This window comes from Massilia haematophila (genome assembly GCF_042647645.1).
GTDB classification, from domain to species: Bacteria; Pseudomonadota; Gammaproteobacteria; order Burkholderiales; family Burkholderiaceae_D; genus Telluria; species Telluria haematophila.
In genome coordinates, this window is record NZ_JBHRVV010000001.1 from 1,771,319 (window position 1) to 1,785,549 (window position 14,231).

General features: G+C 69.0%; 13 protein-coding genes. 6 read left to right on the forward strand and 7 right to left on the reverse strand.

From position 1 onward, the window contains the following. Positions 1–32: 32 nt before the first annotated feature. Together catC and ACFOPH_RS07910 are read right to left on the reverse strand one after the other, a co-directional pair. Entirely contained in the window at positions 33–323 is a 291-nt protein-coding gene (gene catC, locus ACFOPH_RS07905; RefSeq protein ID WP_312553007.1) for a muconolactone Delta-isomerase, read from the reverse strand. 19 nt (positions 324–342) lie between these two features. Further along, the gene (locus tag ACFOPH_RS07910; RefSeq protein ID WP_379734614.1) at positions 343–1,452 is read right to left on the reverse strand and encodes a muconate/chloromuconate family cycloisomerase; all 1,110 of its coding nucleotides are present in this window, start codon (positions 1,450–1,452) and stop codon (positions 343–345) included. Positions 1,453–1,553: 101 nt separating this feature from the next. On the opposite strand from ACFOPH_RS07910, the gene ACFOPH_RS07915 reads away from it, so the two are divergent. Beyond that, a complete protein-coding gene (locus ACFOPH_RS07915; protein ID WP_379734616.1) occupies positions 1,554–2,468 on the forward strand; it encodes a LysR family transcriptional regulator in 915 nt (304 codons plus the stop codon). A gap of 17 nt (positions 2,469–2,485) precedes the next feature. Here ACFOPH_RS07915 and ACFOPH_RS07920 read toward each other — a convergent pair whose 3' ends face one another. Both ACFOPH_RS07920 and ACFOPH_RS07925 read right to left on the reverse strand, forming a co-directional pair. Continuing rightward, complete coding sequence (locus ACFOPH_RS07920) at positions 2,486–3,538, reverse strand: helix-turn-helix transcriptional regulator (RefSeq protein ID WP_379734618.1); 1,053 nt, start codon at positions 3,536–3,538, stop codon at positions 2,486–2,488. A gap of 95 nt (positions 3,539–3,633) precedes the next feature. After that, complete coding sequence (locus ACFOPH_RS07925) at positions 3,634–4,122, reverse strand: putative molybdenum carrier protein (protein ID WP_379734620.1); 489 nt, start codon at positions 4,120–4,122, stop codon at positions 3,634–3,636. A 222-nt stretch (positions 4,123–4,344) separates the two neighbouring features. Here ACFOPH_RS07925 and ACFOPH_RS07930 point away from each other — a divergent pair, with 222 nt between their 5' ends. From ACFOPH_RS07930 to ACFOPH_RS07950, 5 genes are all read left to right on the forward strand, one after another. Continuing rightward, positions 4,345–6,438, forward strand: coding sequence for an AAA family ATPase (locus ACFOPH_RS07930; protein WP_379734622.1), 2,094 nt, complete (start codon positions 4,345–4,347; stop codon positions 6,436–6,438). 87 nt (positions 6,439–6,525) lie between these two features. Continuing rightward, complete coding sequence (locus ACFOPH_RS07935) at positions 6,526–8,034, forward strand: DUF2779 domain-containing protein (RefSeq protein WP_379734624.1); 1,509 nt, start codon at positions 6,526–6,528, stop codon at positions 8,032–8,034. A 90-nt stretch (positions 8,035–8,124) separates the two neighbouring features. Next, positions 8,125–8,385 (forward strand): hypothetical protein, encoded by a 261-nt coding sequence (locus ACFOPH_RS07940; RefSeq protein ID WP_312554265.1) that lies wholly within the window; start codon positions 8,125–8,127, stop codon positions 8,383–8,385. Further along, positions 8,382–9,260, forward strand: a complete 879-nt coding sequence (locus tag ACFOPH_RS07945) for an SIR2 family NAD-dependent protein deacylase (protein WP_379734626.1) — start codon at positions 8,382–8,384, stop codon at positions 9,258–9,260. Before ACFOPH_RS07940 ends, ACFOPH_RS07945 begins: the two co-directional genes overlap by 4 nt. A gap of 77 nt (positions 9,261–9,337) precedes the next feature. Then, positions 9,338–9,934 carry a hypothetical protein gene (locus ACFOPH_RS07950; protein ID WP_379734628.1) on the forward strand — a complete coding sequence of 199 codons (597 nt, stop codon included), beginning with the start codon at positions 9,338–9,340 and terminating at the stop codon, positions 9,932–9,934. Positions 9,935–9,950: 16 nt separating this feature from the next. Here ACFOPH_RS07950 and ACFOPH_RS07955 read toward each other — a convergent pair whose 3' ends face one another. The 3 genes from ACFOPH_RS07955 to ACFOPH_RS07965 form a co-directional block, all read right to left on the reverse strand. Next, the gene (locus tag ACFOPH_RS07955) at positions 9,951–11,279 is read right to left on the reverse strand and encodes a 5-methylcytosine restriction system specificity protein McrC (protein WP_312553877.1); all 1,329 of its coding nucleotides are present in this window, start codon (positions 11,277–11,279) and stop codon (positions 9,951–9,953) included. 15 nt (positions 11,280–11,294) lie between these two features. Further along, complete coding sequence (locus tag ACFOPH_RS07960) at positions 11,295–13,124, reverse strand: McrB family protein (RefSeq protein ID WP_379734630.1); 1,830 nt, start codon at positions 13,122–13,124, stop codon at positions 11,295–11,297. A 79-nt stretch (positions 13,125–13,203) separates the two neighbouring features. Continuing rightward, on the reverse strand, positions 13,204–14,178 hold the full coding sequence (locus ACFOPH_RS07965) for an IS1595 family transposase (RefSeq protein ID WP_379734632.1): 975 nt from the start codon (positions 14,176–14,178) through the stop codon (positions 13,204–13,206). Positions 14,179–14,231: the final 53 nt, after the last annotated feature.

Below are 14,231 nucleotides of genomic sequence, written 5' to 3' on the forward strand. Positions count from 1 at the left end.
CTGATAGATCTGGTAGGTGTAGGGTTCGACGCTTACAGGTCGCCGGTGCGGACCGAGGACGGATGCCGGCACAGCGGGGTGACCTCGATGCGCATGTAGGGGAACAGCGGCAGCGACATCAGCAAGGCGTGCAGTTCCTCGTTGCCCGGCACGTCGAAGATGCTGACGTTGGCGTACTGGCCGGCCACGCGCCACAGGTGGCGCCAGCTGCCCTCTTCCTGCAGGCGCGCGGCGAGCGCCTTTTCTTCCGCCTTCAGCGCGTCGGCCTGGTCCTTGGGCATGGACGGCGGCAGTTGGACTTCCATCGTTACGTGAAATAGCATGGGGTTCTCCGTTTGAATATCACTGGCGCCGCATGCGGCGCAGCTTGTCGGCGTCGACGCGTACGCCCAAGCCCGGCGTGGACGGCACCTGCAGCGCGAAGTCGGCGTACACCAGCGGCTCCTCGAGCACTTCCTCGGTCAGCAGCAGCGGTCCGAACAGCTCGGTGTCCCAGGACAGGTCGGTGAAGGTGGCGCACAGGTGCGCGGTGGCGGCCGTGCCGATGCCGCCTTCCAGCATCGTGCCGCCATACAGGCCGATGCCGGCCAGCTGGGCAACGGTGGCGACCTGCTGCGCCGGCACCAGCCCGCCGGACTGGGCGATCTTCACGGCGAACACGTCGGCGCCCTCGATGCGGGCGATCTCGAAGGCGTCGAGCGGGCCATGCAGGGCCTCGTCGGCCATCAGCGCGACATCGAAGCGCGCCGCCAGGCGCCGCATCGCGGCGCGATTGGAGGCAGCCACCGGCTGCTCGACCAGGTCGATGCCGCCGGCTTCGAGCCGGGCAATGCCGCGCACCGCATCGAGTTCGCTCCACGCCTGGTTGACGTCGACGCGGACGCTGGCGCGGTCGCCCAGCGCGCGCTTGATCGCGAGGACGTGCTCGACGTCCTCCCGCAGGCTGCGCGCGCCGATCTTCAGCTTGAAGATGCGGTGGCGGCGCGCCTCGAGCATGCGCTCGGCTTCGGCGATGTCCTTCGCGGTATCGCCGCTGGCCAGGGTCCAGGCCACCGGCACGCTGTCGCGCACCCGGCCGCCGAGCAGCTCGGAGAGCGGCACGCCGAGCCGCTGCGCCTGGGCGTCGAGCAGCGCGGTCTCGATCGCGCACTTGGCGAAGCGGTTGCCCTGGATCGTCTTGCGCAGCTTCTTCATGACCGGCGCCACGCCGCTCGCGTCCATGCCCAGCACCAGCGGGGCGATGTGGGCGTCGATGTTGGCCTTGATGCTCTCCGGGCTTTCCTCGCCGTAGTTCAGGCCGCCGATGGTGGTGGCCTCGCCCCAGCCTTCGATGCCGTCCTCGCACAGGATGCGCACCAGCACCAGGGTCTGGGTGTTCATGGTCGCCACCGACAGCTTGTGCGGGCGGATCGTCGGGACGTCGACCAGCGTGGTTTCGATTTCGCGAATCATATTCGGTTCGTATAATATGTAAGGTGAATACACGATATTCCCGAAACTGATGGCCGTCCAACACTGATTTAGTATGGTTTCAATACCCTGGAGGTATGGAGATGGAATTGCGTCACTTGCGTTACTTCGTCGCCGTGGCGGACGAGAAGAACTTCACGCGCGCCGCCGAGCGCCTGAACATCGCGCAGCCGCCGCTGAGCCGGCAGATCCAGCAGCTCGAGGAAGAGCTGGGCGTGGTCCTGATCGAAAAGGGTTCGCGGCCGCTGCGCCTGACCGACGCCGGCAAGTTCTTCCACGCCCACGCGGCCGAGCTGCTGGCCAAGGCCGCGGACCTGAAGGCGATGACCCAGCGCGTGGGCAAGATCGACCGCAAGTTCGCGATCGGCTTCGTCGCGTCCACCCTGTACGGCCTGCTGCCGGAGATCGTGCGGCGCTTCCGCAACCGCTACCAGTCGCTCGAGATCAGCTTCCATGAACTGACCACGATGGAGCAGCTGCAGGCGCTCAAGGAGGGCAGGATCGATGTCGGGTTTGGACGGCTCAAGAGCGAGGATCCGGCCATCCGGCGCATCGTGCTGCGCGAGGAGGCCTTGATGGTGGCCCTGCCCGCGGGCCATCGCCTGAGCATGGCCGAGGGGCCGGTGAAGCTATCCCAGGTGGTGCAGGAACCCTTGCTGGTCTATCCGAAGAGTCCGCGCCCGAGCTTTGCCGACCAGGTGCTGGCGACCTTCAAGGAGCGCAACCTGGTGCCGCAGACGGTGCTCGAGGTGCGCGAGCTGCAGATCGCCGTCGGCCTGGTGGGCGCCGGCCAGGGCGTGGCGGTCGTCCCCCAGAGCCTGCAGGGCATGATCCGCACCGACGTGGTGTACCGCCCGCTCGACGACTTGAGCGCGGTGTCGCCGATCATCTTCAGCGCGCGCCACATGGACCGCTCGCCCGAGCTGGCGAACATGCTGGAGGTGATCTACGAGATCTACGACGAACTGGGCATCCCGCACACCAGGCACACGCTGTAGGCAGGCGCGCCGCGCTGTCAGGCGGCGGCTGCCGGCGCGGCCGGGGCGCCCGGGGTGCCCGGGGCACCATATGCCGCAGCCATCCGCCGCGCGATGCCGGCCAGTTCCTCGCGCAGGCTGGCCGGCTCCTGGATCACGACGCCGTCGCCGAATCCGAGCAGCCACCACACGAGCGCGCGCGTGTTCGGCACCGTGGCGGCCAGGTGCAGCCGGCCGTCGGCGCCGGCGCTGAGAACCTGGTCGGCGCTAAGCGGGGTCTCGTGCAGGTGCTCGCCGGCCGCCCGCGTGAACACGGCGCGCAGCGTGACCGGGGCGCCGGCGATCACGCCGAACTCGCCCGAGGCGATATAGGCGTCGATGTCGAACCCGTCCTTGCGGCGCGCCGGCTCGTACAGCGCCTCGGCATGCTGGACCCGGTGCAGCGCCAGCGTGCGCACGTCGTCGTAGCCGGCGAACATGCAGACCAGGTAGACCAGGCCGCCGCGCTGCACCACGGCGAGCGGATGGACCGAGGCGTACACGGTCGGCGCGCCGGCATCGCGCTTGCGGTAGTGGAGCCTGAGCTGGCGGTCCTGCATCAGCGCCAGGTAGACGATGCGCTGGCAGTCCTCGTCCATGCGGGGCGCCAGCAGCGGCTGCTGGGGCGGCACGCTGCGCACCTTGTCCAGCCAGGTGCGCGACGGCGCCGTGTCCTCGACCGTCGACAGGGTGCGCGCCGCGGAGCGGAAATGCGGCCGCAAGGCGTCGACCGTGACTGGCGGCAGGTGGTGCTGCAGGTGCTGCTCGACCAGGGTCAGCGTCAGGGCTTCCGGCACGGTCAGGCCAGGCAGGTCGAAGCTCGACGCCTCGCGCAGCCAGCTCCAGCCATAGGGTTTATCGCGGTTGTCGACCGCGACCGGAAACACGTTCGAGAGTTCCTTGAGGTCGCGCTGGACCGTCCGTTCGGTCACCTGGAAGTCGGCCGCGGCCAGGCGCTCGCACAATTCCTGCGCCGTTATTCTGGCCGGTGCGCGCGGCACCATGCGCAACATGTGCCACTGCCGCAGCAGCGATTGCTGGTTGGTTGCCATCAGACATTCTCCACTGCGCCGCGCTGCGCCGGTCGGCCGGCCAGCTCCTGGTTCAAAATTCAATGTTACCAAAAATATTGCAAGTAGGAAATATCCTACTTGGGGAGACCGCTGCGCCCGATCGCCTGGGACAGCACCTGCCGCACCAGTTCGCCGATGCCGGGCGCCGACGATTCCCGCTTGCCGGCCACGTTCAGGACCTGCACGGCGTGCCGCGCCAGGAAGCGCGCCACGTACTTCGGATGGACGCCGGGGCGCACGTGCAGCCAGGGCTTGCCCAGGCTGTCGGCGAACGCGGCGGTGCGTTTCGAGCCGCCGTCGAGCCTGTCGTCGAGCGTGAAGACCAGGGTCGCGTCGCTGTCGCGCACATTCCATTCGGTACGCTGCAGATAGGCCGCGGCCGGGGTCTCCTGCAACCGGTAGCGTTCCGGCAGCACCCCGTCCTCGGTCTTGCGCCCCTTCGGGCACCAGCCGCCATGGCGCACGCCATGTTCGATCGCCCAGTCGAGCGCGGCGCGGTCGGCGCCGGTCTGGCCGCCGGACACCAGCATGAAGCCGTCGCCGGCCAGGAATACGTCTTCCATTCGTTCTCCATATTCGCTTGTACAAGGCGCCAGCTTAGCCGGGGCCTGCGACAGCGGGCGTCGGGTCGCTCGTGGCGACACTGTCGCGCCCGCGATGGACGACGGAAAACGCCCGGCCCGGCCGCGCAGCCATGCGAACGCCGTGGCGCATTCCCTGCGACACAGGCTGTCGGATACTCTCCGAGAATGGCGGCATTCCAAGAGCAACCGGAGAAACACGCCATGACTTCCTACCGCCGCCGCACCGTCAACGCCACCCACCGCGGCATCGCGCCCCTCACCCGCACCTGGATCCTGCGCATCCTGGTCCCGCTCGCCGGGCACCGCGAGCTGGTCGGCTCGCGCGCCGTCATGTGCGACGCCCTGGCGCAGGTGCTGGGCCTGGACGAGTGGGTCGACCCGCAGGACCGCGCCTTCGACCCGGCGGCGGTGCGCGCCCGGCTGCGCGAACTGCACCGCGAGGCCGAGCGCAACACGGAGCGGGCGCTGCCCGCGGTCCTCGAGGCCAACATTGCCCGGCTGGCCGAGCTGGTCGGCCTCGACGCCACCGAGTGCGCCATCCTGGCCTTCGCCACCATGCTGCACCACGAACCCAGTCTCGACAGGGCGGCCGACATGCTCAACAGCCTGTCTCCGCTGGCGGTGGTCGACGTGCTGGCGCTGGTGCTCGACCTGCCGCTCGACGAGGTGCGCCGCGCGCTGTCGAGCCAGGGCGTGCTGGCGCGCTCCGGCCTGCTCAGCCTCGACCGCAACGGCAGCGGCACGCTGACCTCCAGGCTCGACCTGCTGTCGAAGCAGTTCGCCGCATCGGTGGTCGGCTCCGAGACCGATCCCCTGGCGCTGCTGCGCGATACGGTGGCGCCGAGCGCGCCGGCACGGCTGGCGCTGGCGGACTTTCCCCACCTGGGCGAGGCGCTGGCCATCCTGCGGCCCTACCTGGCGCAGGCCGTGGCCGGCAACCGCGAGGGCGTCAACATCTTCGTGCACGGCATGCCCGGCACGGGAAAAAGCGAACTGGCGCGCGCGCTCGCCGCCGAGCTCGGGTGCGAGCTGTTCGAGGTCGCCAGCGAAGACGAGGACGGCGACCCGGTCAACGGCGAACGCCGCCTGCGCGCCTACCGCGCCGCGCAAAGCTTCTTCGACCGCCGCCGCGCGATGCTGGTATTCGACGAGGTCGAGGACGTCTTCCGCGACGGCGACGCCCCCTTCGGCAGCCGCGGCACCGCGCAGCGGCGCAAGGCCTGGCTGAACCGCGCGCTGGAACAGAACCGCGTGCCCACGCTCTGGCTGTCGAACGGAATCGGCGGCATCGATCCGGCCTTCATGCGCCGCTTCGACATGCTGGTCGAGGTGCCGGTGCCGCCGCGCGCGCAGCGCGAACGGATCCTGCACGCCGCCTGCGGCGACCTGGTCGACGCGCCGACCCTGGCGCGCCTGGCCCGCATCGAGACGCTGGCCCCGGCCGTGGTCGACCGCGCGGCCTCGGTGGTGCGTGCGATCCGCGGCGAACTCGATGCCGCCGGCAGCGGACGCGCCCTTGCATGGCTGGCGAGCCGCACCCTGGAAGCCCAGGGCCATCCGGGACTGGAGGCCGGAGCCGCCGCGGCGCTGCCGCCCCACTACGACCCGGCGATCCTGCATGCCGACACCGACCTGGCCGCGCTGGCGGAGGGCATCGCGGCCAGCGGCAGCGCGCGCCTGTGCCTGTACGGCCCGCCCGGCACCGGCAAGAGCGCGTTCGGGCGCTGGCTGGCCGAGCGCCTGGACATGCCGCTGCTGCTCAAGGGCGCCTCCGAACTGATGTCGAAATGGGTGGGCGACAGCGAAAAGGCGATCGCCGCGGCATTCCGGCAGGCGCATCGCGAGGGCGCCCTCCTGATGATCGACGAGGTCGACAGCTTCCTGCGCGACCGCGACGGCGCGCGCCAATCGTGGGAAGTCACGCGGGTCAACGAAATGCTGACGCGCATGGAAAGCTTCGGCGGGGTCTTCGTCGCCTCGACCAACCTGATGGGCGACATCGACCCGGCCGCGCTGCGGCGCTTCGACATCAAGATCCGCTTCGACTACCTCGGCCCGGACCAGGGCGCGCTGATGCTGGCGCGGCAGTGCGCGGCGCTGGGCCTGGCGAGCCCGCAAGCGGCCGAGCAGGCCCGCGTGCGGCGCCTCGAGCGGCTGACGCCCGGCGACTTCGCCGCCCTCGCGCGGCGCCACCGCTTCGCGCCGTTCGCGCACGCCGCCGCGCTGGTGACAGCCCTCGAACAGGAGTGCGCGCTGAAAGGGTGCACGCCAGGCGCGATCGGCTTCCTGGCCTGAACGGAGCCAGGAACCGGGCCATGAAATATTATTTCATTTTGACAACAAAAATGACATAATCGTTCATCCCTTTTCCCCTGCCCGACCATGCCGAAACGCCTGTCCAAGTCCAAGCTGCTGGCCTTCCGCCAGTGCGAACGCCGCCTCTGGCTCGAACTGCACCGCCCCGAACTGCGCCAGGACGACGGCGCCAGCCTGGCCGCATTCGCGGCCGGCCACCAGGTCGGCGACCTGGCGCGCAGCCTGTACGATCCCGAGCGGCGCGGCGTGCTGCTCGATCCCGAGTCGGACGGCATCGACGCCGCGCTGGCGCGCACCCAGGCCCTGCTCGGCAGCGCCCAGCCGGTCTTCGAAGCCGGCTTCGACGCCGGCGGCGCCCTCGCCTTCGCCGACATCCTGCTGCCGCTCGACCCCGAGGCGCGGCGCTGGCGCATGGTCGAGGTGAAGTCGTCGACCTCGGTCAAGGACTACCAGCGCGAGGATGCGGCGATCCAGGCCTTCGTGGCGCGCGCCGCCGGCGTGCGGCTCGAGCGCATCGCGCTGGCCCGCATCGACAGCAGCTGGGTCTATCCGGGCCGGGGCGACTACCGCGGCCTGCTGGTCGAGGAAGACCTGAGCGCCGACGCCTTTGCCCGCAACGACGAAGTGGCGGACTGGGTCGCGCGCGCCCATGCTGTCGCGGCGCAGGCCGGGGAACCCGCGATCGGCCCCGGCGCGCATTGCGACAGCCCCTACGCCTGCGGCTTTGCCGGCCATTGCGGCGGCGACGGCCCGCAGGTGCGGTATCCGGTGCAGTGGCTGCCCAGGATCGCCAGCCGCGCCCTGAAACAGCACATCGCGGACGGCGCGGCCGACATGCGCGAGGTGCCGGATGCGCTCCTGAACGACAAGCAGCTGCGGGTCAAGACCCACACGCTGTCGAACGCGGTGTACTTCGACGCCGCGGGCGCCGCCGCCGACCTCGCGCCGCATCGCTTGCCGGCCTGCTTCATTGACTTCGAGACCATCGCCTTCGCCGTGCCGATCTGGGCAGGCACCCGGCCCTTCCAGATGATTCCCTTCCAGTTCAGCGTGCACCGGCTCGACGCGAACGGCGCCCTGGAACACAGCGCATTCCTCGACCTGTCCGGCGCCGATCCTTCGCGTGACTTCGCCGAAGCGCTGCTCGCTGCCTGCGGCGCAACAGGCCCGGTGTTCGTCTACAACGCCGGCTTCGAGACCGCCCGCATCGCCGAACTGGCCGCGCGCTTCCCCGACCTGGGCCCGGCGCTGCTGGCGATCAATGCACGCGTGGTCGACCTGCTGCCGATCGCGCGCGAGCGCTACTACCACCCCAGCCAGCAGGGCAGCTGGAGCATCAAGCAGGTGCTGCCGGCGGTGGCGCCCGACCTGCGCTACGACCAGCTCGACGGCGTGCGGGATGGCGGCGCCGCGATGCAGGCCTTCCTCGAAGCGATCGCGCCCGACGCCGATCCGGCGCGCAAGCGGCAGGTCGAAAGGCAGCTGCTCGACTACTGCCGCCTCGATACCCTGGCCATGGTGCGCCTGTGGGCATTCTTCGCGGGGCGCCAGGAGGCGGACGCACCGCTCGCCTGAGCCGGCGCTGCGACACCGGCTGTCGCCGCATCGCTTACCATGGTCGCATCCGCGCAAGGCCGCGCGGAGACTTGCCGTGAAAGGAATACCATGCATACCGAATCGTTCCGCGCCGCCCATGGCGCGGCGGACCCGCTGCTGCCGCAGGCCTGCGCCTGGATCGGGGCACTGCGCGAATCCGGCGACACCGTCCTCCCCTACCCCATCTCGCGCCTGCAGCGCCAGTTCAGGATCGGCTACGGCCGCAGCTGCGCGCTGGTGCACGCACTGGCGCAACGCGGCGAATGGCGCATCGTCTTCGACGAGGATGGGACCCGGTTTGCGCACCTGAACCCGGAGCTGCCGGCATGAGCGGGCCGTCGCAGCACATGAAAGGGGCGCCGCTGCCGCAGCGCGCCGCCATCGAGCACGCCGCCGCGCTGATCGCGCAGGCCGACGCCCTGGTCGTCGCCGCCGGCGCCGGCATGGGCGTCGATTCGGGCCTGCCGGATTTCCGCGGCAATGCCGGCTTCTGGCGCGCCTACCCGGCGCTCGCAAGGGCCGGCACCGCCTTCATCGACATCGCCACGCCGGCAGCGTTCCTGCGCGACCCGCGCCGGGCCTGGGGCTTCTACGGCCACCGGCTCGACCTGTACCGCCGCACCACGCCGCACGACGGCTATCGCCTGCTGCGCACCTGGGGCGAAGCACGCAGCCGCGGCTATTTCGTCTTCACCAGCAACGTCGACGGCCATTTCCAGAAAGCGGGCTTCGATCCGCTGCGGATCGACGAATGCCACGGCTCGATCCACCACCTGCAATGCCTGGCGCCGTGTTCGCCCGCGCTGTGGCCCGCGGCCGGCTTCGAACCGGCGGTCGACGGCGGCCGCTGCGAGCTGCTCGGCGCCCTGCCCGCCTGCCCGCGCTGCGGCGGCCTGGCCCGCCCGAACATTGCCATGTTCGACGACCACGGCTGGCTCGCCGAGCGGCGCGACGCCCAGGCGCTGCGCTGCCAGGGCTGGCTCGAGCAGGTGCGCCGCCCGGTGGTGATCGAGATCGGCGCCGGCCTGAGCATCCCGACGGTGCGCCACTTCGCCCACCGGGTGGTGCTGCGCCACGGCGGATCGCTCATCCGGATCAACCCGCGCGAAGCGCAGATCGGCAAGCTGCCGGGCGTGGCGCTCGCGGGCGGCGCGCTGGCGACGCTGGCGGCGATCGACGCCGTGCTCGGCGCGAGGGAGGCCTGAAGCGGCTTTGGTCACAAAAGCCCGGTACTTTCAGGTATTATTTCTTTATAACAACAATCTCCATCCGCACACCAGCCATGCCAGCAACCAACATTACCGTCATCAGCGTCGCGCTTGCCCGACTTTACTTCGCCGTGCTTCTCTCCCACCTGAAAGCGGAGCTGGAAAAACCGGCCGACGAACGCGACATCACGCTCCAGTACAAGCACATCGTCGCGCGCACCCGGGCGACCTATCCGGACGCGGCGTATATCGAGGCGGCGATTCCGACGAATATCGGTACCCGCCTGCTGGTCGTGCAGCTGATCTGTGAAAAGCTGGGCTTGCCCAACCTCGCCTGCCTCGGCGTCAATGCCGGCGGCGAGCCGGGCATCGGTTACACCGAGAGCAGGGATTGGGAGATGGACAAGGCGGCGGTGCTGGCCTACGATTGGGGCCAGGTCAGCGCCGGGATCGTCAATGCATTCGACCTCGAGGCAAAAGAGGCCGCCCAGCGCGCCGAAAAGAAGCCGGCCAGGAAGGTGTCCGATCCCGCAGCACGCGACATGCTGTACCGGGCGGACAAGGCGAATCCGGGCACCTACCAGGTCGACAATTACCAGAAAGAGGCCATGATCAAGCTGATCATGAAAGGCCTGTCGATCGACGATGCCTTTGCCGCGGTGAGCGAATAGGCGCGCTGTCCGGGCCTCAGGCGCCGACCATCTGCGCCACCAGCTGCGCGCAGCGTGCCTGGGCCGCGCCGCGTTCCAGGGGCAGCGCGACGAACCAGAAGCGCTTGCCGGCGTCGACGCGCCATGGACTGCGTCGCTCGACATCGGCGCGCTCCGGGCGTTCCGGGTCCTCGGGGTAGACCAGCGCCCCGACCGCATTCCCATCCCGGCCGGCAAAGCGTGCCAGGTAGGCCGCCAGCTGGTACAGGTCGTCGCGCTGCGGCTTGCCATGGATGCGCTTGTATTTCGCATCGACGATCGCCCGCACTTCCTCGCCCTCGCACAGCAAGGCGTCGGGCATGAGCGTGCCCATCCGGGTCCCATCGATCTCGCTCGTCAGCAGCCTGGCATGGCCGCTTTCGTCCCGCGTTCCATGGCGCACCACCAGCGGCCGGCAGGCCGTGCGCAGCACGTGGAGAACGTGCAGCTCCCACAATTCCGCGACATCGAGCAGCACGCCGTGCGTTTCGCCGCTGTCCGTGGCCGACGTCGTCATGCCGCGCCGCGTCGCGATCTGGCGCGACAACTCGGCAAAGCGGGCGAATCCGGCGGTGATCGGCGTGTACCGGATCCTGGCCAGCTCGGCCTTGCTGGGCACCGGCGGGTGGGCGCCGGCGGCGGCCACGAGATGCGGCAGCAGCTCGGCGGCGCGCTCGGGCAGCCACTGCAGCGGCGCGCCCTTCAGCTCGCGCCGCAGCGTGGCGTAGGCCGCGACGATCACGTTGCTCACCGCATGGTCGAGCGTCCGCTCGCGACGCACCGACACCACCTTCGGGCTGCCGGCGGCGCGCAGGCGGATCGACTCGCGCACGCTGAGCGCTCCGCGCAGCATCGTGCCGGCGGTCCTGGTTTCATGGCGCAGCGCCGGCAGGCCATGGCGCGCCGCTTCGACGAAGGCCCGGCCCCAGATCACGGCGAGCAGCGCCGCGATGAAGTTCTCGTGCCGCTCCAGCACGCCCGGCATTTTCGCCAGGACGATGGACTGGATCTCGGACAGCCACTCGAGAATCCTGGGCCGCCCGAAACGCGGCTCGATGACCAGGGTATGCCCTTCGAACACCACGGTGCCGATGTAGCGGCCGGCACGCCAGGTGCCGTCGCGCTCGCAATACACGATTTCCTCGTCCTCGACCTGGCCGTCATCCGACAGCGCGACCACGAAATCGCCGGCCCTGACGCCGCGCGCCAGCCGGCGCAGCCATTTGTCGGCTTCATCCGACGGCGCTTCGAACGACGACGAATCCGTCACGCAGAGCCTGATTGCCTGGGCCTTGACGGCCTCGGCCGCCCCCTTTTTCCTGGCCATGCCGCCCCCCGCCGCTTACTTGACCGGGGCGCGCGGCCGCAGGAACGCAGCGCGCAACGCCGCAAGCTCGAGCTCGCGCGCCTGGCTGTCGAGCCCACCCAGGTACTGTTCGAGCAGGGGCGAAATCGACAGGCGCCACAGCCGGTGGATCGGATCCGTGGGCTCGTTCTTGCTGTTCCAGAGTTTCGGCGCACCCTTCGACGGCAGCGACGCGTGCAGGAATTCGACGATATCGAGGAAGTAGGTATGCCCGATCTCGTACTGCGCACCGAGGACGGCGCTGTCGCGGATGCGCGCGTTCAGGTCGGCGGCGGCGGCGGCGAGGTCGGCGAAATCCTGGCTCACGTCGTTCCAGGAAACGCCCCTCCCGCCTGCCTGCACGCTGCGCTGTTGCACCTCGTTCCAGCGCGCCTCGGCCGCCACCAGCAGCGCGGCGGTGCTGAACGGGCACAGGAACCAGAAGAAGCGCCTGCGCAAGGCAAAGTCGAGCTGCTCGACCGACTGGTCGATCAGGTTCATCGTGCCCACGATGTAGAGGTCGTCGGGAATCCTGAGCGTCATCGGCTTGCCGTCGACGCCATGCCCGGGCAGGTCGACCGTTTCGTTACGGTTCTCGAGCAGCGAAAAACACTCGCCCAGCATCCGGCTCAGATCGGTCCGGTTCATCTCGTCGAGGATCAGCACATGCGGCAGGTGCGGGCCCGCGCCCTTGCGCTGCTCCTCGATCTCGGCGATCAGCGTCAACAGGCGGCCGGGCTTGTACTCGGTGGCGCCACCGGGAACGATGTGCAGGCCGCGCACGAAGTCCTCGTAGCTGTATGCCGGATGGAGCTGCAGCCGGTGCACGTTGTCCACGCAGCGCTGTTCGATCGCGGCCTGGGACTCGAAATACCCGGTCGGTCCCAGTTGCGCGAGCGCGCACGCGTGGATCAGCTTGCGCGCCAGCTGCTTGGCCTGGAAGGTCTTGCCGGTGCCCGGCGGGCCGTAGAGCACCACCTGGCGCTTGTGCTGGACCAGCTCGACCGACGGACCGGCGTCGTCCTCGTCCTCGTCGGAGCCGTCGTACCAGGCCGATACCAAGGGCTTTTCGTAGAAGTCGAGCGTTTCCGGCGGCCGGCCCAGGAGCGTTCCCAGCTGCTGCCGGATCGACAGCAGTTGCTGGTCCTCGTTGTCGGCCGGGGAGCGGGCAAGCGGCTTGAAGACCGCCAGCACCTGGGCCTTCTGGCGGGCGCTGCCGATCCGTTCGAATTCTTCGGGGAACAGGAGATGCAGCAGGATATGGCGCAACTGCTTCGACTTGCCGTCCTCGACGTCGACGGCAAATTCGCGGAACGTCCAGGGATCGGCCAGCAGGTCGGCGCGGCGCTCGGCGCCCAGCATCTTGAGCTTGAGCGCCAGTTCGATCAGGTAGCCGAGTTCGTAGGGCCGGCGCGTGTTGTAGCCCAGCCCCGCGCCGCCCAGGCCGCCCTGGAAAGCACGCACGATCTCGCTATCGTCCGCGATCTGCTCGCCTACCCACTCGAGCACCTCGTTGACCGCCGCACGCTTGCGCGCCGGGCCTATCTTCGACGGAAACAGGAGATAGACGCACAATGCTTCCGCACCGAGGCGCTTGACGTCGGGCGAGGCGTCCTGGAGCTGGTCGCGAAATTTTTCGATGAACGAACGTTTGCCCTCTTCCGGATTGTCGTTGAAGCGTCGCTTCAAGTCCTGCAGGTTCGCCAGGGTCCATACCGCTGCGCCTTGCGACAGCAGTGAACCGTCCGCGGCGAGGCAGCGGTCCCGGAACGTCTCCGCCGCCTGGTAGACCTGCTTGCTGTTGTGCGCGCCCGAAAACCTTGCCATTCCGTTCCCCACTGATAGTTGCATTATAGAAATTGCATCCATCATAGGGGATAGCGGCAGGTCTTACAAGGCGGCGCTGTCACCGTTCGCTGTGGATGAGCCCGATCGCAAGGCGAAACAACTGATCGGCAGAAGTGATCTTCCCGCCATCGAGCATCCGGCGCCATCCCAGGTAGTTCGGCAGGTAGCGCGATGCGACCCCATGGAAAGGCGCCAGCCATGCGCGCAAGCGCTGGTGATAGGCGTTCACGTTCTGTACGTGGATGGCGCCGTTCGGGCCCGGCCGGATCCGCTGGCCGGCGCTGACATTGACGGCCTGGTGCGCAATACCGTGGGCACGGGCGAAAACACGATAGGCCGCGTTCGCGTCCGTCACAAGCAAGACGTCCCTGTCCAGGAAGGGCAGCAGGTGGCGCTCGAGCTGGATCTTGCTGACCGGGCCGCGGCCGGTGACGGCATCGATAGTCTGCTTGTTGCGGTCACGCGCCACGAGAATGCAGTCGAGTTCGCGTGAAATGCCGCGCCTGCTGGCCGCGCCACCCCGCTTGCGCGCCGGCCGATCGAGCGTGCGCGAACCTTTCTGGGATTCCAGGATGAACATTTCGTCGGCCTCGGCGATACCGTTTAGTCGGGCTGGCCGGTCCGCCTTCACCCGATCCAGGAAGCGATGACGCCAGCGGAAAGCGGTGTTACGGTGTACCTCGACGCCGTCGGCCGCCGCCCGCACCGGGCGCGATGCCCGCAGCGCATCGAGATAAGCCAGCCATTTTCCACGCAGCCGCAGGCCCGCCAACGGGGTACCGGTCAAGTCGTTGAAGGTGCGCCGGCACGCGCGGCAACGGTAGCGCTGCAGGTCGTTGGCATGGCCATGCCGGTGCCAGCGTTCACACCGGCAATGGGGGCAGCAGCGTCTGGCCGACCTGACTTGTGCGATCAGCGCGAGCACCTGGTGCAGCCCGGCAGCCGGTTGCAAGGCGTCGAGGACGCGCAGCCGCTGGGGCCCGTTCAGTGCGGGCAAGGCCGCAAACCACTTCGTGAAGCGAGGCGCTTTCATGACGGACCCGTATCGATGGCGATGCGGGTTGGACCGTGAATGAGCTCGACAGT

Coding starts and splice junctions, on each gene's coding strand:
- catC (WP_312553007.1), bottom strand. CDS start 323: ATGCTATTTCACGTAACGATGGAAGTCCAACTGCCGCCGTCCATGCCC.
- ACFOPH_RS07910 (WP_379734614.1), bottom strand. CDS start 1,452: ATGATTCGCGAAATCGAAACCACGCTGGTCGACGTCCCGACGATCCGC.
- ACFOPH_RS07915 (WP_379734616.1), top strand. CDS start 1,554: ATGGAATTGCGTCACTTGCGTTACTTCGTCGCCGTGGCGGACGAGAAG.
- ACFOPH_RS07920 (WP_379734618.1), bottom strand. CDS start 3,538: ATGGCAACCAACCAGCAATCGCTGCTGCGGCAGTGGCACATGTTGCGC.
- ACFOPH_RS07925 (WP_379734620.1), bottom strand. CDS start 4,122: ATGGAAGACGTATTCCTGGCCGGCGACGGCTTCATGCTGGTGTCCGGC.
- ACFOPH_RS07930 (WP_379734622.1), top strand. CDS start 4,345: ATGACTTCCTACCGCCGCCGCACCGTCAACGCCACCCACCGCGGCATC.
- ACFOPH_RS07935 (WP_379734624.1), top strand. CDS start 6,526: ATGCCGAAACGCCTGTCCAAGTCCAAGCTGCTGGCCTTCCGCCAGTGC.
- ACFOPH_RS07940 (WP_312554265.1), top strand. CDS start 8,125: ATGCATACCGAATCGTTCCGCGCCGCCCATGGCGCGGCGGACCCGCTG.
- ACFOPH_RS07945 (WP_379734626.1), top strand. CDS start 8,382: ATGAGCGGGCCGTCGCAGCACATGAAAGGGGCGCCGCTGCCGCAGCGC.
- ACFOPH_RS07950 (WP_379734628.1), top strand. CDS start 9,338: ATGCCAGCAACCAACATTACCGTCATCAGCGTCGCGCTTGCCCGACTT.
- ACFOPH_RS07955 (WP_312553877.1), bottom strand. CDS start 11,279: ATGGCCAGGAAAAAGGGGGCGGCCGAGGCCGTCAAGGCCCAGGCAATC.
- ACFOPH_RS07960 (WP_379734630.1), bottom strand. CDS start 13,124: ATGGCAAGGTTTTCGGGCGCGCACAACAGCAAGCAGGTCTACCAGGCG.
- ACFOPH_RS07965 (WP_379734632.1), bottom strand. CDS start 14,178: ATGAAAGCGCCTCGCTTCACGAAGTGGTTTGCGGCCTTGCCCGCACTG.